The sequence below is a fragment of the Rhizobium sp. SVR5-9E genome, from assembly GCF_056755095.1.
On record NZ_JBNDHS010000067.1, the window covers coordinates 1 to 21,460 of the forward strand.

The following is a 21,460-nucleotide window of genomic DNA, read 5'->3' on the forward strand; positions in this document are numbered from 1 at the left end:
GAGATCTACACTCGACTAGTCGTCGGCAGCGTCAGATGTGTATAAGAGACAGCCACAAGGGGGAGGGGTTTGACCCACCGCGATGCCGAGGCTCGCGATGGGAGGGGCGGTGCAGATTTTCTCCCCCCTTGTGGGGGAGATGGCCGGCAGGCCAGAAGGGGTATTTGCGATCAGAAGACCTTCGAGAACTGGTCGATGTTCGAGGCGTTGTAGACGAACGGATCGGCCATCGCGGCCTCGCCATTGTCGCCAACCTTGATCTTGCCCATGCGGCCGGCTTCGATCTCGCTGCCCGGCTTGCCGTCAGCGTCACCCTTGACGAGGTGATAGGCGATCTGCGTTGCCGAATAGCCGAGGTCGATCGGGTTCCAGATGGCGAATTCCTTCGTCGCGCCGGACTTGATCGCGCCGGCCATTTCGGACGGCAGGCCAAGGCCGGTCACGTAGACCTTGCCGACGAGGCCCTTGTCCTCGACGACCTTGGAGGCGGCGAGCACGCCGACTGTCGTCGGAGCGACGATGACCTTGACGTTCGGGTTGGACTTCAGCAGGCCTTCGGCTTCGCGATAGGACTTGTCCGAAAGATCATCGCCGTAGACGGTGGTGACGAGGTTGAGGCCCGGGAAGTCCTTGAGCTGCTTCTTCATCTGGTCGATCCAGATGTTCTGGTTCGTTGCGGTCGACGTTGCCGACAGGATGGCGAAATCACCCTTGCCGCCGTCGAGATGGTCCTTGGCAAGCGTCAGGCACATCTTGCCAATCAGCTCGTTGGACGACGGGTTGAGCTGCAGAATGCGGCCCTCAGGAGCAACGCCGGAGTCCCACGAGATGACCTTGATGCCGCGCTGGGCAGCCTTCTTCAGGGCCGGAACGACGGCGTCCGGGTCGTTTGCCGAAATCGCGATGGCATCGACGCCCTGGGCGATCAGCGAATTGATGACTTCGATCTGGCCTTCGGCCGTCGGTGCGGTCGGGCCTGTATAGATGATCTCGACACCGCCGAGTTCCTTGGCGGCTTCCTGCGCACCCTTGTTGGCAGCGTCGAAGAAGCCGTTGCCGAGCGACTTGACGACGAGACCGATCTTCATGTCAGCCGCGCTTGCAGCTCCTGCCATCATGACGACGGCGAGCGCTACGCCCACCGCGAGTTTCCTTGCGAGTTTCATGCTTTCATCCTCCCAGTTAATCGACTGTTCACACCTCGCCGGCGCCTCTTATGCGACCGACGAGGAATCCTCCTTCACAACTTGCAGGCCGACGCTCGCAACCACGAGCGTAACGCCTGCGTCTTCGATCATCTTGACGGCCTCCTCTGTAATGCCATCATCGGTGATGATCGTCGAAATGCGATCGAGCGGGCATAGAATGAGGCTCGACCGGCGGCGAAACTTGCTGGAATCAACCATGACGACGAGTTCGTCGGCCTGATGCATCAGCTTCTGTTCGCTTTGAATAATCTGCGCGTCAGCCTCCATCACGCCAAGCGGGCCGACGCCCTGTGCGCCGATGAAAAAGCGCCTCGCATAGAAATTGCGGATCGCGTCATTGTCGAAGGGCGACAGGATGAGGCTCTGCTCGCGATAGATGACCCCGCCCGGCACGGTCACCGTGTTCTTGGAGTGCTTGACCAAGTGCTCGGCGATCGCGAAGGAATTCGTCATGACCTGCATGCGGTGCCCGGACATGTAATGCACCATCTGGAACGTCGTGGTGCCGCCATTGATGATGATGGCGTCGCCCGGATCGCAGAGATCGACGGCCGCGCGAGCAATTGCACGCTTCTTATCGATATTGAGCGATTCTGAGACCTTGAAGGGCCGCCCTGCAAGATTGCCGAGCTGCGGCGGATGCACGGCTTCGGCTCCGCCCCGCACGCGCCGGATCTTGCCCTGCACATGGAGGGCCGCAATATCTCGACGGATCGTGGCCTCGGAAGCCTCGGTCAATTCAGCAATGTCCTGAATCGTGACGACCGACTTTTCCTGTACCGCGCTCAAGATGATGCGATGGCGTTCGCGTTCGTGCATTGGGCTCCTCCCTTAGTCATATTTATTTCGCATCCGTTAAAAGCTGTCAATCAAAAACGCTCAAGAATATTCATATTGCGCTGCACAATAACGGTTTTTGATCGTTTTCGATTGACAGCGCGCGTTTTGATGAGCGATACCATGATCGGAAGGAACGTGGATTTTGTCCGCGCTGAAGACACAAGGGAGGATGAAATGGCAGCCACCGTCCGGCTTCTTGAGAACCGTTGGGACGACTCTTATGCGGCGAGGCTCGATGAGCCCGGCAAGCTGCTCTACCGCTCGAATCTCTTGGGTGCAGACAAGCGCATCACCAATTACGGCGGCGGCAACACCTCCGCTAAGGTGATGGAGACCGATCCGCTGACCGGTGAGAAGGTCAAGGTTCTTTGGGTCAAGGGCTCCGGCGGCGACGTCGGAACGATCAAACTCGACGGTTTCGCAACGCTTTATCAGGAAAAGCTCGAGTCCTTGAAGAGCATCTACAAGGGTGTCGAAGACGAAGACCGTATGGTCGGCTTTCTGCCGCACTGCACGTTCAACCTGAATGCGCGCGCCGCTTCCATCGATACGCCGCTGCACGGGTTCGTGCCCTTTACGCATGTCGATCATATGCACCCGGATGCGATCATCGCCATCGCCGCTTCCAAGAATTCCAAGGAACTGACAAAGCGGATCTTCGGCGATGAAATCGGCTGGCTGCCGTGGCGTCGTCCGGGCTTCCAGCTCGGTCTCGATCTCGAAGCTTTCGTCAAGGCGAACCCCAATGCCAAGGGCGTGGTTCTCGAAAGCCATGGCCTGTTCACCTGGGCGAATGACGCCAAGGCCTGCTACGCGCTGACGCTCGACATCATCAACACAGCAATCAAATGGTTTGCCGAGCAGACCGAGAACAAGACGATCTTCGGCGGAGCAGCGGTGCAAAGCCTGCCGGTTGCCGAGCGGCGTGCCATCGCCGCCCGCCTGATGCCGGAAATCCGCGGCCGGATCGGCAAGCAGGAGCGCAAGCTCGGCCACTTCGACGATCAGGATGCGGTGCTCGAATTCGTCAATTCGAAGGAGCTTCGTCCGCTCGGCGCGCTTGGTACCAGTTGCCCGGACCACTTCCTGCGCACGAAGATCCGCCCGCTGATCATCGATTTCGATCCGGCCAAACCGGATATCGATGCGATCGTTGCCGGCCTCGACAAGGCGTTGGAAGACTACCGCGCCGATTACGCCCGCTATTACAATGACTGCAAGCACGACAATTCGCCCGCCATGCGCGATGCGAACTCTGTGATCTTCCTCGTTCCGGGCGTCGGCATGCTGTCCTTTGCCCGCGACAAGGCAACCGCCCGCATCGCCAGCGAATTCTACGTCAACGCGATCAATGTCATGCGCGGCGCTTCGACGGTTTCTGAATACCAGGGCCTGCCGGAACAGGAGGCCTTCGATATCGAATACTGGCTGCTCGAGGAGGCGAAGCTTCAGCGCATGCCGAAGCCGAAGAGCCTTGCCGGCAAGGTGGCATTCGTTACCGGCGGCGCCGGCGGCATCGGCCGTGCAACGGCGGCGCGCCTGGTAGGCGAGGGCGCCTGCGTGGTTCTGGCCGACATCGACCAGGAAGCACTGGAGGCGACGAAGGCTGATTTCGCCGAGCAGTTCGGCGCCGATGCGGTTCGCGGCGTCAAGCTCGACGTCACCAAGGAAGACGCGGTGATCTCGTCCTTCGCGGAAGCCTGCGTTGAGTTCGGCGGTGTGGATATCCTCGTTTCGAACGCGGGTATCGCTTCCTCCGCTCCGATCGAAAGCACCGAGCTTTCGATGTGGAACAAGAACATCGACATTCTCACGACCGGCTATTTCCTGGTCTCCCGCGAAGCCTTCCGCTTGTTCCGCAGGCAGGCCCTCGGCGGCAACGTCGTCTTCGTCGCGTCGAAGAATGGTCTTGCTTCCTCGCCGAACGCCGCGGCCTATTGCACGGCGAAGGCTGCCGAAATCCATCTTGCCCGCTGCCTGGCGCTGGAGGGGGCAGAGGCAGGCATTCGCGTCAATACGGTGAACCCGGATGCGGTGCTGCGCGGCTCCAAGATCTGGAGTGGCGAATGGCGCGAACAGCGCGCTGCCTCGTCGAAGATCGAGGTGGACGAACTTGAGGAACATTACCGCAAGCGCTCGATGCTGAAGCTTAACGTTTTCCCGGAAGATATTGCCGAAGCAATCTATTTTCTCGCTTCGGATCTTTCGGCGAAGTCCACCGGCAACATCATCAACGTGGATGCCGGCAACGCCCAGAGCTTTACGCGGTAGGGCGGTAAAGTTTCCCTTCTCCCCAGCAGCGGGGAGAAGATGCCCGTTAGGGCAGATGAGGGGATGCCGAGCGAAGTGAGGCGTGCCTTGAACGGGTAGCGAAAGGCCCATGGGTATTCCGGTGAGTAGGCCCCCTCATCCGGCCCTTCGGGCCACCTTCTCCCCAAGGGGAGAAGAGAAGGCGACATATCGGGAGGAAATCATGACTGAACTGAAGATCGCGCGGGACGTCATTGCGCAGGAAAACGACAAGCGCGCAAAAGCGCTCAAGGAAGATTACGATGCGCTCGGCGCTACGCTTTCCCGTCGCGGCGTCGATATCGACGCCATCACAAAGAAGGTTTCCGAATTCTTCGTTGCCGTTCCTTCCTGGGGCGTCGGCACCGGCGGCACGCGTTTTGCCCGCTTTCCCGGAACCGGAGAGCCGCGCGGCATCTTCGACAAGCTGGACGATTGCGCCGTCATTCATCAACTGACGCAGGCAACGCCGACGGTCTCCTTGCATATTCCGTGGGACAAGACCGACGCGAAGGAGCTGAGGGCCAAGGGCGATGCTCTGGGCCTGGGCTTCGATGCGATGAATTCAAACACCTTCTCCGACGCGCCCGGCCAGAAGCACTCCTATAAGTACGGTTCGCTGAGCCATACGGATGCCGCGACGCGCGCTCAGGCGGTCGAGCACAATCTAGAATGCATCGAGATCGGCAAGGCGATCGGCTCGAAGGCGCTGACAGTCTGGATCGGCGACGGCTCGAACTTCCCTGGCCAGAGCAATTTCACCAAGGCCTTCGAGCGCTATCTCGCCGCAATGGCGGAAATCTACAAGGCGCTGCCGGACGACTGGCGGCTCTTCTCCGAGCACAAGATGTACGAGCCCGCCTTCTATTCGACGGTGGTGCAGGACTGGGGTACCAACTACCTGATCGCACAGACGCTGGGGCCGAAGGCGCAATGCCTCGTCGATCTCGGCCATCACGCGCCGAACACGAATATTGAAATGATCGTGGCCCGCCTGATCCAGTTCGGAAAGCTTGGCGGCTTTCATTTCAACGACTCGAAATATGGCGACGATGATCTCGATGCCGGGGCCATCGAGCCCTATCGCCTGTTCCTGGTTTTCAACGAGCTGGTCGACGCCGAACATCGGGGCGTCAAGGACTTCCGCCCGGCGCATATGATCGATCAGTCGCATAACGTCACCGATCCCATCGAGAGCCTGATCAACAGCGCCAACGAGATTCGCCGCGCCTACGCGCAGGCGCTGATCGTCGACCGCAAGGCGCTGTCCGGCTATCAGGATGAGAATGATGCGCTGATGGCGACCGAGACGCTGAAGCGCGCCTACCGCGCCGATGTGGAGCCGGTCCTCGCCGAAGCCCGCCGCCGTGCAGGCGGTGCCATCGATCCGGTCGCGACTTACCGGGCAAGCGATTATCGCAGGAAGGTCTCCGTCGAACGTCCCGCTTCGGCAGCCGGTGGCGGCGGCATCATCTGAAAAACGTCGACAAAGCCTCCCAAGGCTCCGCGGCCGCCGCTTCATCGAGCGGCGGCCGGTGCTGGATCAGGGCTTCCACTCGCCGGCGATCTGCCGGGTGGCGACGTTCAGCCGGTTCCACACATTGATGTTGGCGATGGCGATGACGAGAGCGGCGAGGCTCTTGCCGTCGAAATGGCGCGTGGCTTCGTCCCAGATCCCGTCTGGCACGGGGTCGGCGCGGTCGCTGAGGCGAGTCACAGCCTCGGTCAGGGCCAGCGCGGCGCGCTCGGCATCGGAGAAGTAGGGCGCCTCGCGCCAGGCCGATACCGCAAAAAGCCGCTCGTCCGTCTCGCCAAGCTTGCGGGCAATGCGCGGATGACCGTCGACGCAAACCCCGCAGCCGTTGATCTGGCTAGCGCGCAGACTGACGAGTTCCAGGAGCTTGGGAGAGAGCCCGACCTTAAGAGGAACGTCGCTTAGTGCCATGAGCGCCTGCATGGCTTCCGGAAGAACGACGGCCGGATTTCCCATTCTCGATTGCATGATATGTCTCCTTGTCTATTTCGTCGGTTCAGCGATGACGAGGCCGGCCGCTGTCACATCGGCCTGCATTCGTTCGTCATGGTGTTGACGGACCACGCGAGGAGGATGTGACCGATGGATGAGAAAAAATTTCTGACCGACCAGTTCGAAGCGTACCGGACGCATCTGAATGCGGTGGCCTATCGCATGCTTGGCTCGCACACCGAAGCGGACGACGCGGTTCAGGAGGCGTGGCTCAGGCTTAGCCGCTCTGGTACAGGTGAGATCGGCAATGTCGGCGGATGGCTGACGACTGTGGTTGCTCGCATCTGCCTCGACATGCTGCGTTCCAAGAAATCGCGACGCGAAGATCCGCTGGATCCGCCCGTGCATGACACGATTGCGGATATGGGAAGGTCTGCCGACCCCGAGCGGGAAATAGTGCTCGCAGATTCCGTCGGTGTGGCGCTTCTCGTCGTGCTGGAGCAGCTGACTCCGGCCGAACGCGTCGCCTTTGTGCTGCACGACATGTTCGACCTGCCCTTCGATGAGATTGCACCAATCATCGGCCGCAGCTCGGATGCCACGCGGCAGCTCGCCAGCCGTGCGCGCCGGCGTGTGCAGGGAAAGACGGAGGTGCGCGAGGCCGACGTCGAGAATAAGAAAAAGGTCGTCAGCGCCTTCCTAGCCGCTTCGCGCGACGGCAACTTCCAGGCGCTGCTTTCGCTTCTCCATCCCGACGTGGTTTTCGCGCTCGATGCAACGGCCGTGCGTTTGAGAGATATCGGCGAACTGCAGGGTTCACAGGCGGTTGCCAACGCATTCAACGGGCGGGCACGCGGCGCGCTACCTGCCTTCGTGGAAGGCGGGTTGGGTTTCATCGTCCGCATCCAGGATCAGCTGCTCATCGTTGTTAAAATCGCCTTTGATGGCGACAAGATTTCAAGGATCGAAGCGATCGCCGATCCGGATCGTTTGCAGCGGATCGATTATATGCTCTTCGAGCAGTAAGGCGTGCCAAAACAGCGAAAGCCGCCGCTGGGGGAAGGCGGCGGCTTTCGCACGGGGCAGGGAATGTCCCCGGGGGAGCTAGCAGAAGCAGCAAACCGTCGCGGGGTTCGTGCCGTTCCGGTTGGCTATCGCATTAATAAAGTTACCTACCTTGGATTCCCGTTTGCGGGCTGCCGTCTCAAGGAGTTGCTTGAATTCTTCAAGCTTTACGCCATCGGCGCGCATCACCATGGCGATCAGCGGGTCGTGAAGGGCTTCGGATATCGTCAGGTCATTGCGCTTTCTCATGGCTCATTCCTCCTTTCGTGGGCAAGTCGCCCGTGCTCCGCTCCGCCGCCAGCTCTCTCGGCATTGACTTCGGCGAACAGCGGTGTTACCGGTAAGTAACAGCTCATTTGTTACCGATCGGTCACATCGATGTCAAGGACTTCGTCCGTAAAAAAATCAGAAACTTCGCAAGACATCTCCCAAGCTCTCACAGATGAGAAAATTCCCCCAAGGGAACGCATCGTTTCGACGGCGTCGGAGCTTTTTCGGGAGCATGGCATCCGCGGCATCGGTGTCGATGCGATCGCGGACGCGGCACTCACGAACAAGATGACGCTCTACCGGCATTTCGGTTCGAAGGATGAACTGGTCTGCGAGACGCTACGCCGCGCCTCAGAAAAAGCCGAACAGATTTGGCGTGATCTCGAGCTGGCGCATCCGGGTAATCCTCGCGCGCAACTCGACGCATGGGTTCAGGCGCGCGCCGACTGTCTGAGTGGCGAACCGGCAGGTTGCGATCTCGCCAATGCGGCAATCGAACTGAAGGAGCAGGGGCATCCTGCCCATGACGTGATAGAACGCCACAAGGCCGGGCAGCGTCAGCGCCTGGCCGCGCTCTGTTCCGCCGCGGGAGCCCACGAGCCGCAGCTTCTTGCCGATACGCTGATGCTTCTGTTCGAGGGCGCCCGCGTCACCCGGCAGGCGATGGGCAGCGGCGGCTGCTGCAGCCACTTTTCAAAAGCCTGCAACACGGCAATTGCGTCGCTCTGCTGAGGTTGCGGCCGCATCGGAACCTTCCATTTTCGAGATCGTTTCTCCCAACGGGGTCTAAGTTCAATATCGAAACGGAAGAGATATGAACTACACCTATCTCCATCGTCTGTATGCGACGCGCGCCGAGCTGGAAGCCAAGCTTGAACTTCACGTTGCGCGCAACTGCTTCGGCGAGGAGGAAGTCGACGATGGTACGGACTCTGAGCTGCGCGAGCGCATCAATGAAGTCTCCGAGGAGATTGCCGAACTGGAACGCTCACCTAGCGGCTAATTCCTGACCCTAGGTTAGGGCGTTCAGGATTTCGACCGTACGTTCATCGAACTTCCCGTCGTAGAACCGGTTGATCGCTTCATGAAAGCGCGAACCGGCGTCGCTGACGGCTGCAAAAAGCGTCAGGGAAGAACGCAACTTGAGATCATCCGGAGAACCGAGGATTTCGTGAGCCGTGCGGCCTTCGACCGAGAGGATGGCCTGGACGCAGCGAACGAGGCGACTGCCCAGAATGGGATCGGCTAGATAGGCGGCGGCCTCCTCCACCGAGCGGATCGCATATTTTTCGGCCATTGCCGACGAGCCGAGCCCGGCAATCTGGGGGAAGATGAACCACATCCAGTGCGAGCGCTTCCGCCCCGATCGGAGCTCTTCCAGGGCGCCATCGTAAACGCCGTTCTGCGCATCGATGAAGCGCTCGAGATTAAAATCAATATCATCGGTCATCATCCTTCTCCTTGTCGTCTGAAACACATTGAAGACGATAGATTTCCATGCCGGTGATTTCGGTCAGAATCCTCGTCAGCACTCTCTGTCCGGATAGGGGCTGTATTCGCGGCAGGAATCCGAACTCTCGAAGGGCTCCGACACAGCCGCCGGCGCAGCACCTGCCGTAGCGGTAGTTTGGGATTCCGGAGAGCCGAGATGGGCAGTCAGCCCGGCGAAACCGAGGAGGACCAAGGCCCCTGCCACGACCAGTCGCTCTGCGACCGAAAGCTTGCGGGCGCTGAGATGTTCCACGTAGCCGCGCTCGCCCTCGCCGGTTGCTTCGTCATCCGTTGTGTGATGCGCCGGTACATCGCCGCGGCTCCAAGTATCATGTGTCATTTCATTGCTCCTGCTGCACGGTAGGGGCCGTTCACATCCAAAATATGTTAGCCGGCGTTGTTCCTACGTGCGGCCGTGATGTGGTCTTCCGACGAATGGAGTTGAAGTGCCGATCCGCAAACTCAGTGTTCATAAAATCGAACCAATTGCCGGGATCGCGATAAACAGGGGTGACTCATGGCTGCGATCCGCGATATTTCGAGTCAAGATGATCATTTTTCGGATTCTCCCATGACCAAGTCGTTCGGTGCGATGTCCGTCGCGCAACTCTCTCTTCTTATTCAAAGCCGCGCCGCCGACCCGGTCGAAGTCGTAGCTTCAATTTTCGAGGAAATCGAAAGCCACCCGGACAAGGCGATCTTCACGGTGCTCCTGAAGGAGCGCGCGATGAATGAGGCCCGAGCCTCTTCCAAGCGAATCCGCGAGGGCCGCTCACTAGGGCTGCTTGATGGTATTCCAATCGCGTGGAAGGATCTCTTCGACATCGAAGGGATCGCAACGACGGCAGGTTCGAAGGTTTTGGCAAGTGCCGCACCCGCCGCGCAAGACGCAGCAGTCGTCACTGCGCTGAAACAGGCGGGGATGATTGCCCTCGGGCGAACGAATATGAGCGAATTCGCTTTCTCCGGTCTCGGCATCAATCCGCATTACGGCACGCCGCACAACCCTCACGGAAAGGACATGCCTCGTATCCCGGGTGGGTCGTCCTCGGGTGCGGGCGCCGTCGTCGCTGCTGGCCTCGCGCCGGTCGCGATGGGAACCGACACCGGCGGGTCGGTACGTATCCCGGCTGCCTTCAACGGCGTCGTGGGCTACAAGGCCACCCGTGGCCGCTATGCCATGGATGGCGTCTTTCCGCTTGCCAAGAGCCTGGATTCGCTCGGTCCGCTCTGCCGAACGGTCCAGGACGCGGTCTGGATCGACGCTGCAATGCGCGGCCGTACGGCGCCGGAGGTGCGCGCCCGTTCGCTGAAGGGCATCGAGATTGCCGTTCCGCAGAATGTGGTCTTCGATGGCGTCGAGCCGGGAGTGGCGGCTGCCTTCGATGCGGCGATGGAACGCCTAGTAAAGGCAGGCGCCGTCATCAGCCGTGTGGAAATGCCAGCATTCGACGAGATATTGGCAGCAATGGCTCGACATGGAGCGCTGGTGACCGCGGAAGCCTTTGCGCTGCATCGCGACCGCCTGTCCGGGCCGGAAGCCGCCGATATGGATCGGCGCGTCGTCATGCGCACGCGCCTCGGCGATAAGACCTCAATGCCGGAGTACATAGCGATCCTGGAACTGCGCGAGCGGCTCATTGCTGAAAGCCAGCGCCTGATCGGTGACAGGCTGGTGGCGTTTCCTTCCGTCGCCCATGTGGCTCCGCCGATCGCACCCCTTGAGACGGATGACGATCTCTTTGTTGCGACAAATGCCAAGACGCTGCGTAACACGATGCTTGGCAACTTTCTCGATTGGTGCGGAGTATCGATCCCCTGCGGCACCGGCGATGCGGGAATGCCGGTCGGCTTCCTGTTGTCGGCGCCGGCCAATTGCGACGAAGCGCTGCTCGGCGCGGCGCTTTCGGCTGAAGCGACAATTCGTGGAGATTTCATTTGAAGTTCCAAGGCTTCGTTGCCTAGGATGCGGGCGATAGAGGAGGGCGGGGATGCCGGAGGATTTGCCGAGTGACCGTTTCGTGGCGCGCCTGCGGAAATCATTCATCGAAGAGAAGACTGGCAATACGCTCTCTTGAGCGTTGAAGGGAGAATGGCATGACGGAAGTATCGGCAATCGACGGCTTTGCAGAGAAGATCAGGACGGGCGGGCATGGCGGCCTGCTTTCCGCCTGGGTCGGAATACCCGAACCTATGTTTGTCCACCACCTCGCGCAGGAAGGCTTCGATTCCGTCGTTTTCGACATGCAGCATGGGATGTGGGACATGGCATCGGCATCGAATGCCGTCGGTCAATGCCGTTCCGCCGGAAAGCCCGCGATCGCCCGTATCCCGGTCGGCGATTTTGCCGTTGCGTCACGTCTTCTTGACGCCGGCTGTACCGGTATCATTGCTCCGATGGTCAATTCGGTCGCAGACGCGCAGGCTTTGGTCAAGTTCACGAAATACCCGCCGCTCGGCGAGCGTAGCTGGGGACCGACGCTGGCGCTCAACCACATGAGGCTTTCGGCGGATGAGTACCTTCGCACGGCCAACCAGCTGACACTCACAATTGCCATGGTGGAGACACGGGCTGCCCTTGAGGCGGTCGACGGCATTCTTGGTGTCGAAGGCATCGACGGCATTTTCGTCGGACCTGCCGATCTTTCGATCGCGCTCTCAAATGGGGCAAAGCTTGCGCCGGATACCGACGAAATCGACAGAGCGCTGGCGCATATCATCGCCCGCTGCCGCGCCCACAAGAAGTTTGTATGCGCCTTCGGCAGCGATGGCGCACGCGCGGGCGCTTTGCTGAAACTTGGCTGCGATCTTGCGATACCAAGTGCGGACACAGCGCAGTTGCGCAGCGGCGCCGCCAGATCGATTGCTGCTGCCCGGACATTTGCTGCCGGCGGCTGAGCAGCTACCTGACGGCTAGCCAGATTACATGCCGCGCGCCACCGCGTTTGCCGTTGGCGCGCGTGTTGACCGCGTCCACCGAAAATCCGCTGTCGCGCAGCCTGCGGGTAAAGCCCGGATCGGGCGCCGAGGACCAGATCGCAAGCACGCCGCCGGGACGAAGCGCGTGGCGAGAGGCACGGATGCCGTTGAAATCGTAGAGCCGGTCGTTGGATTTGCGGGTCAGTCCATCCGGGCCGTTATCGACGTCGAGCAGGATTGCGTCGAAGCTCACGCTCGCCGAATGGATCACTTCGCCGACATCGCCCTGCTGGATCAAGACTCGCGGATCGTCGAGACATCCCTTGAAAACGTCTGCCATCGGACCGCGAGCCCAGGCGACGACCGCCGGCACCAGCTCAGCAACAACCACCTCGGCATCTGCCGGCAGGACAGCAAGTGCGGCCCGGAGCGTGAAGCCCATGCCGAGGCCGCCGATGAGAACTCTCGGGTGTTTCCGGCTCTTGATCCGCTCATAGGAAAGGGTTGCAAGCGCTTCCTCGGAGCCGCTGAGACGGCTGTTCATCAACTCGTTGGACCCGAGCATGATGGAGAACTCGCCACCTCGTTGCTTGAGGCGCAATTCCCCACCCTCCCCGGGGATGGTCGCGGAGTCGAGCTGTATCCAAGGTAGCATAGCGGCAATGCCTCACGTAAATTCGTGCCCCCCTAGCATGAAACGCACGCTAGTGAGACACAAATTGACGTAGGGGCACCGCAGCGGCTGTTTTTCCTAGTCAGGGGCAAGCCTGGCCGTAGCGGCTGGTCTTGGGCGCGACACCACGCTTCGGCGGCGGGCAACGGGCGGCATCCAACCTGTCGCGCGGTATGACGACATCGATACTGCCCGTCGGCATGGTATCGATGGGGAAGGCGAGCCGATTCATGGAGTCGTATTCCGGCGAGGTGCCGAGAGGGGGAGTGCCGTCGAAGCGGCCTGTATAATCCATGCCCGTATTGGATTGCGCCAACACGGGACCAGCTATGCCGAGAAAGACAATCGAAGTCACCGCGATGATCGTGCGCATGATCAAATTCCTCCCAGGTTGATCAACCCGGCGAGAATATCACAAACGGCCCGTTTGTTCCTGCATCTTCGATCACATCAGCGGGAGTGTTTCCCTTGGAAGCCAGCGGGTTCAGCGCGCCGCCCAATTGGCGCCGCGCCGGAAGATCGGCGTCCTCTCAAGCAAGAGTGCGAGACCGGCGGTATGCAGGCGCTCTAGCCGAAGACAAGTCCACCGTCGACGATGAGGTTTTGGCCGGTTACGGCGCGTGCCCAGGGGCTTGCGAAGAAAAGGACCGCATCGGCCGCTTCTTCCGGTGTCGTGACGCGGCGAAGCGGCGTGCTCGCTGCGATCAGATCGAAGACGGCCCCAGGGGTGGCACTGCTTGCATCCGTTGTGCGCAACAGCCCCCCGGAAACCATGTTCACCGTGATGCCGAGCGGTCCGAGCTCAGCCGCCGCCGTCCGCGTCAGCGAAAGCAATGCGCCCTTGGCGGCCGTGTAGTCATGATAGGGTACTACCGGGTTCTGGAAGAGGTTGGTGCCGATCGTGACAAGGCGGCCGAAGCCCGCGGCAGCCATCGCTGGACGGGCGGCCTGAATGAGGTTCAACGCGCCTTTCACCGCGGTGTCGAGCTGCGAGGTCATCCCCTCCCAGGTGATCTGGTCGAGTTTGGGGCGGGCATCGCCGTTGAAGCTGAAGTCCGCGAGTGCGTTGTGAACGATCGTCGTCGGCGCGCCGAAGGCCGCAGTGACGTCGTCTACGAGCTGTTTCACCTGGCAGGCATCGCGGACATCCGCCTGGAATGCTCTCGCCCGGCTGCCAAGCTTCAAGGCAAGCGTCTCGGCTTCCTTTCCGCTGGCGCGATAATTGACGGCAACCTTTGCGCCTTCGCGAATGAAAGCCGTTGCGATTGCGGCACCGAAGCCGCGTCCGGCGCCGGTGACGATGACTGTCTGCTCGCTGATCGGCAGGCTCATTTGAATATCCTTTTACTTCCAGAGCTGATGAAAATGCTGAACCGGACCGTGACCCTCGCCGACGCTAAGCGAATCTGCCGAAGCAACGGCCTCAGCCAGGTAGTGCTTGGCCGTGGTCACGGCATTTTTCAGCAGTGCACCCTTTGCCAGTTCGGCGGCAAGCGCGCTCGACAGCGTGCAGCCGGTGCCGTGGGTGTTCTTCGTAGGGACCCGCGATGCCTCGTACCAGGTGATGCCGTTTTCGCTCGCGAGCACATCGGGGCTCTCCGCGCCCTCAAGATGTCCGCCTTTGACGAGAACGGCAGCGGGGCCGAGGGCGCGAAGCCTTTCCGCTTGCAGCGCCATGGCCTCACGGGTTTCGGCCGGCCTCTCTCCAAGAAGGGCTGCCGCTTCAGGCAGATTGGGGGTGAGCAGCGTTGCGAGCGGCAGAAGGCGGCTCTTGAGGACGTCGATCGCCGTAACGTCGAGCAGGGCCGCACCTCCCTTGGCGATCATCACCGGATCGAGGACAACGGGAACGCCGCGGTGCGGCGAAAGCGCATCGGCGACAGCTTCGGCAATCGGCGCATTGGCAATCATGCCGATCTTGACAGCATCGACGCGGACATCGGCGAAGACCATGCGGATCTGTTCGGCGACGAATTCGGGCGGGACGAGATGGACGCCGGAAACGCCGCGCGTATTCTGCGCCGTCAACGCCGTCAGAACGGCCATGCCGTAGGTACCTCGCGCAGAAAAGGCCTTGAGATCAGCCTGGATGCCTGCGCCGCCCGAAGGGTCGGAGCCGGCGATGGAAAGAACGTTGTAGATCATGCGCCTGCCTTTCTGATGGCTTCGGCAATGCCGGCAGCGGCTTGCCGCGGATCGGGCATCCCACAGATGGCGGAAACCACCGCGAGGCCCTTGGCCCCTGCCGCAAGGACCGGACCGGTATGGCTCGCCTTGAGGCCGCCGATCGCGACTGCCGGTACGGGGCAGGCTTTCACCAGCGCCGCCAATCCGTCGATGCCGATCGGCGGCTCGTGATCCGGCTTGGTCGATGTGGCGAAGACAGGGCCTATGCCGGCGTAGTCGATGATCGCGGGATCGACGGCCGCCGCCAGCTCTTCGGTTTCGACCGAAAGACCAAGGATCATCGATGGGCCAATGCGCTCACGGGCGTTGCGGGCGTGCATGTCGTTCTGGCCGACATGCAGTCCATCCGCACCGATCGCAATTGCGGCTTCGACGTCGTCGTTGACGATCAAAAGCGCGCCCGTTCCGGTAAGCGCCGCTTTCAGTGCCCTGCCGGTCTCGATCATGCTTGCCGTAGCGGCATGTTTGTCCCGAAGCTGTACGATGGTCGCCCCTCCGGAAACTGCGGCGCGGGCCGTTTCGACCATGCCGATGCCGGCGCAAAGGTCTCGATCGAGAACGAGATAGAGAGAAAGATCGAAGCGCTTCATGCCGCCGTCACCCGCGCTTCCGCATCAAGCGTCGCAGCGTCCAACCCAGCAAGCGCGTCAAGGAAACGCCATCCGAAAGAGCCCGGACCGTCCGCCCGGGCTGCAGCCTTTTCGCCTGCGACCGCAAAACTGGCGAGCGCCGCCACGGTGGCGTCGAAAGGTTCATCAGGGACCGTCGCGGCGAAGGCCCCGACGAGGCAGGTCAGCGAGCAGCCGAGAGCCGTAACTTGTGGCATCAGTGGCGATCCGCCCGCAATTCGACAGGCCCTCGTTCCATCGGTGACGAAATCGACCGCTCCGGTGACGGCTACTACGCTGCCGTATTGTCTGGCGAGGCTGCGCGCGGCCTCTTCCGCCTGCTCGACCGGGTCACGGCTGTCGACGCCCTGGCCGCGGCTCTCGCCGCCGCCGAGCGCGATGATCTCCGACGCGTTACCTCGAATGATCGCCGGCTTCAGGTCCAGAAGCAGCGCCACGGCTTGCCGGCGGAAACCGGTTGCATAATGGGCAACCGGATCGAGAACCCAAGGCTTGCCGTTTGCTACCGCCGATCTGGCCGCATTTTGCATACCCTTCAGCCAATTCGCGGACAGCGTTCCGATGTTGATGGTCAGCGCGCCGGCGATCGCGGCAAACTCGCCGGCTTCCTCTTCGGCATGGACCATGGCGGGGGAGGCGCCTGCGGCGAGCACAACGTTGGCCGCGATATTCATCGCGACATAGTTGGTGATGCAATGAACGAGCGGCGCCGAAGCGCGCATTGCTGCAAGGAGTTTTCCAGGCGAGTTTTGTGTCTGCATTTTGCCCCTTTTCCGACGGGGCAAAGACGCGTGGAGCCTGGCCAACAAGAAGAAAGGGGCTCCGAGCGACTCCCTCCGCCGGCATGATCCGGTTCAGGTTCGAAGGGTGCTTCTCAGCCCGTCTTGCAACGAACGCCCCTGTCTCTCACTGCGATCTTCATCGCAGACAAACGCCCGGCTGTCACCTCGAAAATGTGCATGCCTGCTCTGTGAACGTGGAGCCGGCACCAATATGGCCCAGGGCTGTCGGATTGACGGAAGCGCTGGCTGCGTAGTCCGGTTGCGAGAGAGCCCGATACATTCAGGTTCTGTGAACAGGGTCTATCCAGCGCACCTCTTCGGGCTTTTCCGCAGGCTCGATGTCCAGATTCACGACGATGGGCTCCTGGCCGGAGCGGACAATCACGCACTCGAGCATGTCATCGCGGCTGGCGTTGATTTCCTGATGCGGAACATAAGGCGGGACGTAGATGAAATCGCCGGGGCCGGCCTCTGCGACGAACTCGAGATTCTCGCCCCAGCGCATCCGCGCCTTGCCTTTGACGACATAGATAATGCTCTCGAGATCGCCGTGATGGTGCGGGCCTGTTTTGGCATTGGCATGAATTGTCACCGTTCCGGCCCAGATTTTTTCCGCACCGGCACGCGCTTGGTTGACCGCGGCCGCGCGGTTCATGCCGGGTGTCTGCGCCGTATTCGGATCGAGCGAATTACCCGGAATCACCTTCACCCCCTGTTCGCGCCAGTCGATAGGTCCGTGCTCGTGGTCATGCGACATATTCTTCTCTCCGTGTTATGAAAACAGGCTCCAATGACGCGAAACAAGAGGCCTAGCCAGGCACCAAGGCGGAGATGCCCTGCTGGGCTAGCACGTGGTGGCCCTCTCCGGCTTGCTTAAAGGCCGTGAAGCCTGCGTCTCGCAACTTGTGCTTAATGGTACATGCATTGATGCGCCGCGTGTCAACCTCACAGGGAATGGCGTTCTGACATTTTTCGGAAGTGATCGGGGCTAACCCGATTAGGTGACGATACTTCGCTCTCAGGTAATTTAGAATAGTCTGGACGGCGGAGGAGTTAGCGATGAACTCAAATGATGTTACATCGGCTGGCGAACTCAGTGAGCCCACATATGCTCACGAGCAGCCTACAGGCGCGTCATTCTCCCGGTCTATCGAGTCATATGCATTTTTCGCGGCGATATTTTTCTGCTCGATGAATTACTTCCGAACTGATTACGTATATTTCACCGTCGCTGACCTGGCTTTCCTGGTTTGCTTCTCGTTTGCCGCCATAAACGGGCATATCGCGATCGATTCCCTCGGCAGACAGAGTACAGCGGTTTGGTGCTTCGGGCTTGCTTTGCTGCTTCTAGGACTGATGGCAAGCAGCATCGCAAGCCCAGCGCCGGATCGCGGGCTTATCGTCGTTCTGCAATATTTTTATGCCTATTTCATCATACTGCTCGTGTTGGGGGGAAGGTCCTACGAAGAACTCGTCACCGCCGCGAAACTCTACGTTCTTTCGATAGTCACCATTTGCCTTCAAGGCATCTATCTCATTCACGTCGTAGGAGCGAAGAATACGCAATTCGTCAGCGGAAACGGGCGTTTCAGCGGTTTCATGGAGAGGGAGAACGAATGCGCCGCCGTAATCGCACTGGCGGTCCCAATCCTGTTCCTGCTCGTGTCGTTGGGCAAGATCAACAGGCTTGTCGCGTTCGTTGCGTTCGCCCTCCTGGCATATGGCCTTCTCCTGACCGGCTCGAACACGGGACTTCTTGGCTTCGGCATCGGCATCGGCATCTACCTTTTGTTCAATCTGACGTGGAGAAGGGCTGTGCTTGCCGCAGTGTTCTGCCTCGGCGTGCCACTGATCGTGGAAACACAGATGCATGACTATCTGCCGACAGTTTTCCAAAGGCGCGTGCTGAGCGCCGTTGAGACGGGAGATATCACTCAGGCGGGAACATTCGGCTATCGCATTCAACTCATGCAGGAGGCGTCCGGTCACCTGAGCGAGACGCTCCTGCTGGGTTTCGGAGCGGACCAGTACAGAGAATTCAGTTTCATCGGGCAGCCGGTGCATAATGTTTATCTGCTTCTCTGGACGGAAGGTGGTTTGATCGCTGCGCTCGGCTTCGTCGCGATGTGCCTGAGCGTCATCGGACCGGCAATCAGCGCGGCGCGACTGAAGGGCGGCCTTCGGTACGCGATTTGTATCTTCGCGACACTCGCGGCGCTTTTGGCGATGGCGAATGGGATGCCGCACATGTATGGACGCTTCTGGCCGGTTCCGCTGCTTATACCTGCCGTTCTGGCGCACGCCTTCGTCAGGCAGTCGGAGGATGCTTAGTCCCTTAGCGCTCGTCGCGACGAGCGCGGAGCGCTGCAAGGCATGTATCGAGATCGAGGAGACTTGAGATCACCGCATGGGCCCCATGGTCGGGAATCGAGTGTTCCCGCATATGGATGCGCCCCACGCGCGCAATCTGGATCGTCCACCAACCCAGCTGCCTTGGGGCGATAAAATCCTTTGACGGATTATCGGCGATGTAAACCAGATCCGAGGGCGGCACGCCGGACCATTCCTGCACGGCTTCGAACGCTCTTGGATGCGGCTTCCAGAACTCGCGGCCCCAAGCGTCCGTATAGATGATATGGTCAATAAACTCCTCAAGCTTCAGCGCGTTGACCTTTGCCATTTGTGTTGCGACATAGCCATCGGTTATGAGGGCAGTCCGACCACTCCGTGCGGGATTGCAAAGATATTGCCGTGCATCAGGGGCGAGGGCGATGCGGGGAAGATGGTGCCGGTAGACCTCGACCATTTTGTCGACGAGCGACTGATCGCAGGCCACGCCCGCAGCGGCAAGTGCCTCGTCGAACACGCGTGAACGCCTGCCTGCAGCGAAGATCGCGTGGCAGTAATCGGCAAAGTTCGTGACTCCCACCTCCTGCTCCAGCCACGCGGCCGCTGTCTCAAACCCGCTCCTTGCGAATTCGCTTTCGAGATAGAGCGTGTCATCCAGATCAAAAACGAGGACGGCGTGTGTCTCACTCATCTGCGCCATCCACAAAGATCGCTTGGTCGTAACGCAGCATCAGCGCGCCGGCCCGCCAATCATTATGACAGCTCGGTGGCAGGCCCGAGACTTCCTCAAGCAGCCATTTGGCAAATCGTGCTCCGGCATAATCGGCCAGTGGATAGCCGCCTCCGAAACGCGCGTTAATCTCGATGACCTTCGGCCCCAGGGCTGCATCATCGATGATTTGAAAGCAGAACACGCCTCTCAGTTCCGGCAGAGCCCCAACGATACCGTGAGCGATGACGGCATGTTCCGGATGGCGTTCGGTGATGCCTTTTTCAACCTCGCCGGCCCTGATGCGAATGCGGCGATGTGTGATCACCGTTTGCAAGCTGCCGCGAGCATCGATGAAGGCGTTGACCGTGTATTCCGGGCCCGTGAGGTTTTCCTGCGCAATCATGGGCTCGCTGACCTTGGCGGGCAGCTCATCGGGTGAGGCAACAATCCTGATCGCCCGGCTGGCGCTTCCGGACCTCGGCTTCATAAAGATCGGCCATGACCATTCGCCGGCCGCGACGAAGTCTTCAAGCGCAACGGTACGGGGAACGGGGACGCCGGCCGCCCCGAGCACGGCTATCGTCGTGAGTTTGTCGCGAACGATGTCGATCACCGCCGGGGGGCTCACATGAACGCGGCAGCCGAAGGCCGCGAAATCCTCGAACGCATAGGCGAGCGGCAGGAGTTCTGGGTCGATCGTGGGAATAACGAGATGAATGTGCTCGCGGGATGCTATCTCCTGCAAAGCAGGAACGAACCCGGCGTCGCCGACAGCCGGAACTGCATATCGCGCATCGGCAGAGCGGCAGGCAGCACTCATGTCGGGTTCGAGGTCGGACGCGACGACCCTCAGCGAGATTCCCATTTCTTTCGCTGCCTTTCGAAAGCACTCAATGAGCGCGACCCTTCGGCCAGCGGACGAGATCAGGATGCTGATCGCTCCCGACGTCATTGGCATATCCCTTCAATCATCCGTGCCTTCGGCGCTTCGGCAGAATGACGACTGCTGATTTCGTTCAAGCAGAGAGGACGCGCCGCAGGTGACTGTGCATCGGCGGCCGGGGTTTACGGGGCCGCCAGCTGTTGACGTCTATACACCTGCCGTCGCCACACATGACGAGGAACCCGCAGTCGCTCACCGCTTGGATCTGTCCGGGAAGGCCGATATATCGATCCGGGTGGGGGAATAGCTCGGCCGCGTCTATGTAAATTCTCTTGCCTCCGCTATGCGTAAAGGCGCCAGGATAGGGATCTCCTACTGCCCGTATGAACCGCACAATATAGCTTGCGGGCAGACGCCAATCGATCAAGCCGTCCTCAGGCCGGCGCCTCGCGCAATAAGAAGCCTGGGTTTCATCTTGCGGGATCCCCGGCGCACTGCCGGCTTCAATCATTTTGACGGCTTGGGGGACCATTTCCCGAACGTTCAGCATTTGCTTCGAGTAAAGGCTGCGGGCTGTCTCGTTATGGGCCACATCGAAAATCCGCTGCAGCAGGATCGGCCCGGAATCCACACCGTCATCGAGCCAGAAAAGCGTCGATCCCGCCGTCTGCTCTCCGCGAAGAATGGTCCACGCAATGACGCCGCGTCCCCTCAGCTGGGGAAGGGCGGCCGGGTGGAAGCCAATGCTGCCGATGCGGGCTAGTTCGCGGAATGGGCGACGGCATATCTGGGACCATCCGATGACTAGGATGATGTCCGGATCGGCGCTGGCAATCCTCGCGAGAGTCTCGGCGGAATTTATGTCGGTGGTATAGCAGACTGGAATGTTTTCTGCGGCCGCCATCGAAGCAATATCGGCAAAGTCCGAATGCCGTTGAGCAGCGGTGAGCGGCAGGGTAATCACGAGGGCGGGCGAGCACCCCGAGGCTAAAAGCGCTGCCAGGGCGACTCTGGAACCTTCCACAGCTCCGACGAATACGATCCGCATTCGGCAATCCCGGGATTACATCGACTTGTACCCAGCGAGGCGACAAGACCCCGGTGGCATTGTATCAAGAAAGGCGAGGCTTCACGGAAATCCATTTTGAACCTATAAAAACACGAGTGTGCAACGGCTGTCCAGAGGCGTTGCAGTGT

General features: G+C 60.4%; 24 protein-coding genes and 1 riboswitch. Of the genes, 8 read left to right on the top strand and 16 right to left on the bottom strand.

Going from position 1 to position 21,460, the window contains the following annotated elements; all coding sequences use genetic code 11:
• Nucleotides 1-170: 170 nt before the first annotated feature.
• Both rhaS and ACPYOJ_RS24475 read right to left on the bottom strand, forming a co-directional pair.
• Nucleotides 171-1,166, bottom strand: a complete 996-nt coding sequence (gene rhaS, locus ACPYOJ_RS24470; RefSeq protein ID WP_168830256.1) for a rhamnose ABC transporter substrate-binding protein — start codon at nt 1,164-1,166, stop codon at nt 171-173.
• Nucleotides 1,167-1,214: 48 nt separating this feature from the next.
• Nucleotides 1,215-2,027: a DeoR/GlpR family DNA-binding transcription regulator gene (locus ACPYOJ_RS24475; protein WP_481418556.1), complete on the bottom strand. Its 813-nt coding sequence runs from the start codon at nt 2,025-2,027 to the stop codon at nt 1,215-1,217.
• Nucleotides 2,028-2,222: 195 nt separating this feature from the next.
• On the opposite strand from ACPYOJ_RS24475, the gene ACPYOJ_RS24480 reads away from it, so the two are divergent.
• Nucleotides 2,223-4,319, top strand: coding sequence for a bifunctional rhamnulose-1-phosphate aldolase/short-chain dehydrogenase (locus ACPYOJ_RS24480; RefSeq protein ID WP_481418557.1), 2,097 nt, complete (start codon nt 2,223-2,225; stop codon nt 4,317-4,319).
• Between the two features lie 202 nt (nt 4,320-4,521).
• Entirely contained in the window at nt 4,522-5,814 is a 1,293-nt protein-coding gene (rhaI, locus tag ACPYOJ_RS24485; RefSeq protein ID WP_481418558.1) for an L-rhamnose catabolism isomerase, read from the top strand.
• 66 nt (nt 5,815-5,880) lie between these two features.
• Here rhaI and ACPYOJ_RS24490 read toward each other — a convergent pair whose 3' ends face one another.
• Nucleotides 5,881-6,339: a carboxymuconolactone decarboxylase family protein gene (locus tag ACPYOJ_RS24490; RefSeq protein ID WP_168830260.1), complete on the bottom strand. Its 459-nt coding sequence runs from the start codon at nt 6,337-6,339 to the stop codon at nt 5,881-5,883.
• Nucleotides 6,340-6,453: 114 nt separating this feature from the next.
• Here ACPYOJ_RS24490 and ACPYOJ_RS24495 point away from each other — a divergent pair, with 114 nt between their 5' ends.
• Nucleotides 6,454-7,329, top strand: coding sequence for a sigma-70 family RNA polymerase sigma factor (locus ACPYOJ_RS24495; protein ID WP_481418559.1), 876 nt, complete (start codon nt 6,454-6,456; stop codon nt 7,327-7,329).
• Between the two features lie 78 nt (nt 7,330-7,407).
• Here the strand turns inward: ACPYOJ_RS24495 and ACPYOJ_RS24500 are convergent, their stop codons facing one another.
• On the bottom strand, nt 7,408-7,617 hold the full coding sequence (locus ACPYOJ_RS24500) for a hypothetical protein (protein ID WP_481418560.1): 210 nt from the start codon (nt 7,615-7,617) through the stop codon (nt 7,408-7,410).
• Between the two features lie 129 nt (nt 7,618-7,746).
• Between ACPYOJ_RS24500 and ACPYOJ_RS24505 the strand changes: the two genes are divergently transcribed.
• Both ACPYOJ_RS24505 and ACPYOJ_RS24510 read left to right on the top strand, forming a co-directional pair.
• The gene (locus tag ACPYOJ_RS24505) at nt 7,747-8,370 is read left to right on the top strand and encodes a TetR/AcrR family transcriptional regulator (protein ID WP_481418561.1); all 624 of its coding nucleotides are present in this window, start codon (nt 7,747-7,749) and stop codon (nt 8,368-8,370) included.
• Between the two features lie 82 nt (nt 8,371-8,452).
• Nucleotides 8,453-8,641, top strand: coding sequence for a hypothetical protein (locus ACPYOJ_RS24510; RefSeq protein WP_481418562.1), 189 nt, complete (start codon nt 8,453-8,455; stop codon nt 8,639-8,641).
• Between the two features lie 9 nt (nt 8,642-8,650).
• Here ACPYOJ_RS24510 and ACPYOJ_RS24515 read toward each other — a convergent pair whose 3' ends face one another.
• Nucleotides 8,651-9,088, bottom strand: a complete 438-nt coding sequence (locus ACPYOJ_RS24515; protein WP_481418563.1) for a DUF1810 domain-containing protein — start codon at nt 9,086-9,088, stop codon at nt 8,651-8,653.
• Between the two features lie 75 nt (nt 9,089-9,163).
• A complete protein-coding gene (locus ACPYOJ_RS24520; RefSeq protein WP_481418564.1) occupies nt 9,164-9,469 on the bottom strand; it encodes a hypothetical protein in 306 nt (101 codons plus the stop codon).
• A gap of 231 nt (nt 9,470-9,700) precedes the next feature.
• Between ACPYOJ_RS24520 and ACPYOJ_RS24525 the strand changes: the two genes are divergently transcribed.
• Both ACPYOJ_RS24525 and ACPYOJ_RS24530 read left to right on the top strand, forming a co-directional pair.
• A complete protein-coding gene (locus ACPYOJ_RS24525) occupies nt 9,701-11,071 on the top strand; it encodes an amidase (protein WP_481418565.1) in 1,371 nt (456 codons plus the stop codon).
• Nucleotides 11,072-11,226: 155 nt separating this feature from the next.
• Nucleotides 11,227-12,027: an HpcH/HpaI aldolase family protein gene (locus tag ACPYOJ_RS24530; protein WP_481418566.1), complete on the top strand. Its 801-nt coding sequence runs from the start codon at nt 11,227-11,229 to the stop codon at nt 12,025-12,027.
• A 4-nt stretch (nt 12,028-12,031) separates the two neighbouring features.
• Here ACPYOJ_RS24530 and ACPYOJ_RS24535 read toward each other — a convergent pair whose 3' ends face one another.
• From ACPYOJ_RS24535 to ACPYOJ_RS24565, 7 genes are all read right to left on the bottom strand, one after another.
• Complete coding sequence (locus ACPYOJ_RS24535) at nt 12,032-12,703, bottom strand: spermidine synthase (protein ID WP_481418567.1); 672 nt, start codon at nt 12,701-12,703, stop codon at nt 12,032-12,034.
• Nucleotides 12,704-12,803: 100 nt separating this feature from the next.
• On the bottom strand, nt 12,804-13,094 hold the full coding sequence (locus ACPYOJ_RS24540; RefSeq protein WP_168833772.1) for a hypothetical protein: 291 nt from the start codon (nt 13,092-13,094) through the stop codon (nt 12,804-12,806).
• A gap of 194 nt (nt 13,095-13,288) precedes the next feature.
• A complete protein-coding gene (locus ACPYOJ_RS24545) occupies nt 13,289-14,053 on the bottom strand; it encodes a 3-oxoacyl-ACP reductase (protein ID WP_481418568.1) in 765 nt (254 codons plus the stop codon).
• Nucleotides 14,054-14,065: 12 nt separating this feature from the next.
• On the bottom strand, nt 14,066-14,866 hold the full coding sequence (thiD, locus tag ACPYOJ_RS24550) for a bifunctional hydroxymethylpyrimidine kinase/phosphomethylpyrimidine kinase (protein WP_481418569.1): 801 nt from the start codon (nt 14,864-14,866) through the stop codon (nt 14,066-14,068).
• Nucleotides 14,863-15,498, bottom strand: a complete 636-nt coding sequence (gene thiE / locus ACPYOJ_RS24555; protein WP_481418570.1) for a thiamine phosphate synthase — start codon at nt 15,496-15,498, stop codon at nt 14,863-14,865. The genes thiD and thiE overlap by 4 nt, the downstream gene beginning before the upstream one ends.
• Complete coding sequence (gene thiM, locus ACPYOJ_RS24560) at nt 15,495-16,298, bottom strand: hydroxyethylthiazole kinase (protein ID WP_481418571.1); 804 nt, start codon at nt 16,296-16,298, stop codon at nt 15,495-15,497. The genes thiE and thiM overlap by 4 nt, the downstream gene beginning before the upstream one ends.
• Nucleotides 16,299-16,351: 53 nt before the next feature.
• Nucleotides 16,352-16,448, bottom strand: a riboswitch (TPP riboswitch).
• Between the two features lie 151 nt (nt 16,449-16,599).
• Nucleotides 16,600-17,076: a cupin domain-containing protein gene (locus ACPYOJ_RS24565; RefSeq protein ID WP_481418572.1), complete on the bottom strand. Its 477-nt coding sequence runs from the start codon at nt 17,074-17,076 to the stop codon at nt 16,600-16,602.
• Between the two features lie 599 nt (nt 17,077-17,675).
• On the opposite strand from ACPYOJ_RS24565, the gene ACPYOJ_RS24570 reads away from it, so the two are divergent.
• A complete protein-coding gene (locus tag ACPYOJ_RS24570) occupies nt 17,676-18,650 on the top strand; it encodes an O-antigen ligase family protein (protein WP_481418573.1) in 975 nt (324 codons plus the stop codon).
• 4 nt (nt 18,651-18,654) lie between these two features.
• Here ACPYOJ_RS24570 and ACPYOJ_RS24575 read toward each other — a convergent pair whose 3' ends face one another.
• The 3 genes from ACPYOJ_RS24575 to ACPYOJ_RS24585 form a co-directional block, all read right to left on the bottom strand.
• Nucleotides 18,655-19,359, bottom strand: coding sequence for an HAD family hydrolase (locus tag ACPYOJ_RS24575; protein WP_481418574.1), 705 nt, complete (start codon nt 19,357-19,359; stop codon nt 18,655-18,657).
• The gene (locus tag ACPYOJ_RS24580; RefSeq protein ID WP_481418575.1) at nt 19,352-20,332 is read right to left on the bottom strand and encodes an ATP-grasp domain-containing protein; all 981 of its coding nucleotides are present in this window, start codon (nt 20,330-20,332) and stop codon (nt 19,352-19,354) included. The genes ACPYOJ_RS24575 and ACPYOJ_RS24580 overlap by 8 nt, the downstream gene beginning before the upstream one ends.
• Nucleotides 20,333-20,396: 64 nt before the next feature.
• Nucleotides 20,397-21,311 carry a methionyl-tRNA formyltransferase gene (locus ACPYOJ_RS24585; protein WP_481418576.1) on the bottom strand — a complete coding sequence of 305 codons (915 nt, stop codon included), beginning with the start codon at nt 21,309-21,311 and terminating at the stop codon, nt 20,397-20,399.
• Nucleotides 21,312-21,460 lie beyond the last annotated feature (149 nt).

Bases quoted from the DNA above. Each gene is read 5' to 3' on its own strand.
- rhaS (WP_168830256.1), bottom strand. From the start codon at position 1,166: ATGAAACTCGCAAGGAAACTCGCGGTGGGCGTAGCGCTCGCCGTCGTC.
- ACPYOJ_RS24475 (WP_481418556.1), bottom strand. From the start codon at position 2,027: ATGCACGAACGCGAACGCCATCGCATCATCTTGAGCGCGGTACAGGAA.
- ACPYOJ_RS24480 (WP_481418557.1), top strand. From the start codon at position 2,223: ATGGCAGCCACCGTCCGGCTTCTTGAGAACCGTTGGGACGACTCTTAT.
- rhaI (WP_481418558.1), top strand. From the start codon at position 4,522: ATGACTGAACTGAAGATCGCGCGGGACGTCATTGCGCAGGAAAACGAC.
- ACPYOJ_RS24490 (WP_168830260.1), bottom strand. From the start codon at position 6,339: ATGCAATCGAGAATGGGAAATCCGGCCGTCGTTCTTCCGGAAGCCATG.
- ACPYOJ_RS24495 (WP_481418559.1), top strand. From the start codon at position 6,454: ATGGATGAGAAAAAATTTCTGACCGACCAGTTCGAAGCGTACCGGACG.
- ACPYOJ_RS24500 (WP_481418560.1), bottom strand. From the start codon at position 7,617: ATGAGAAAGCGCAATGACCTGACGATATCCGAAGCCCTTCACGACCCG.
- ACPYOJ_RS24505 (WP_481418561.1), top strand. From the start codon at position 7,747: ATGTCAAGGACTTCGTCCGTAAAAAAATCAGAAACTTCGCAAGACATC.
- ACPYOJ_RS24510 (WP_481418562.1), top strand. From the start codon at position 8,453: ATGAACTACACCTATCTCCATCGTCTGTATGCGACGCGCGCCGAGCTG.
- ACPYOJ_RS24515 (WP_481418563.1), bottom strand. From the start codon at position 9,088: ATGACCGATGATATTGATTTTAATCTCGAGCGCTTCATCGATGCGCAG.
- ACPYOJ_RS24520 (WP_481418564.1), bottom strand. From the start codon at position 9,469: ATGACACATGATACTTGGAGCCGCGGCGATGTACCGGCGCATCACACA.
- ACPYOJ_RS24525 (WP_481418565.1), top strand. From the start codon at position 9,701: ATGACCAAGTCGTTCGGTGCGATGTCCGTCGCGCAACTCTCTCTTCTT.
- ACPYOJ_RS24530 (WP_481418566.1), top strand. From the start codon at position 11,227: ATGACGGAAGTATCGGCAATCGACGGCTTTGCAGAGAAGATCAGGACG.
- ACPYOJ_RS24535 (WP_481418567.1), bottom strand. From the start codon at position 12,703: ATGCTACCTTGGATACAGCTCGACTCCGCGACCATCCCCGGGGAGGGT.
- ACPYOJ_RS24540 (WP_168833772.1), bottom strand. From the start codon at position 13,094: ATGCGCACGATCATCGCGGTGACTTCGATTGTCTTTCTCGGCATAGCT.
- ACPYOJ_RS24545 (WP_481418568.1), bottom strand. From the start codon at position 14,053: ATGAGCCTGCCGATCAGCGAGCAGACAGTCATCGTCACCGGCGCCGGA.
- thiD (WP_481418569.1), bottom strand. From the start codon at position 14,866: ATGATCTACAACGTTCTTTCCATCGCCGGCTCCGACCCTTCGGGCGGC.
- thiE (WP_481418570.1), bottom strand. From the start codon at position 15,498: ATGAAGCGCTTCGATCTTTCTCTCTATCTCGTTCTCGATCGAGACCTT.
- thiM (WP_481418571.1), bottom strand. From the start codon at position 16,298: ATGCAGACACAAAACTCGCCTGGAAAACTCCTTGCAGCAATGCGCGCT.
- ACPYOJ_RS24565 (WP_481418572.1), bottom strand. From the start codon at position 17,076: ATGTCGCATGACCACGAGCACGGACCTATCGACTGGCGCGAACAGGGG.
- ACPYOJ_RS24570 (WP_481418573.1), top strand. From the start codon at position 17,676: ATGGCAAGCAGCATCGCAAGCCCAGCGCCGGATCGCGGGCTTATCGTC.
- ACPYOJ_RS24575 (WP_481418574.1), bottom strand. From the start codon at position 19,359: ATGAGTGAGACACACGCCGTCCTCGTTTTTGATCTGGATGACACGCTC.
- ACPYOJ_RS24580 (WP_481418575.1), bottom strand. From the start codon at position 20,332: ATGACGTCGGGAGCGATCAGCATCCTGATCTCGTCCGCTGGCCGAAGG.
- ACPYOJ_RS24585 (WP_481418576.1), bottom strand. From the start codon at position 21,311: ATGCGGATCGTATTCGTCGGAGCTGTGGAAGGTTCCAGAGTCGCCCTG.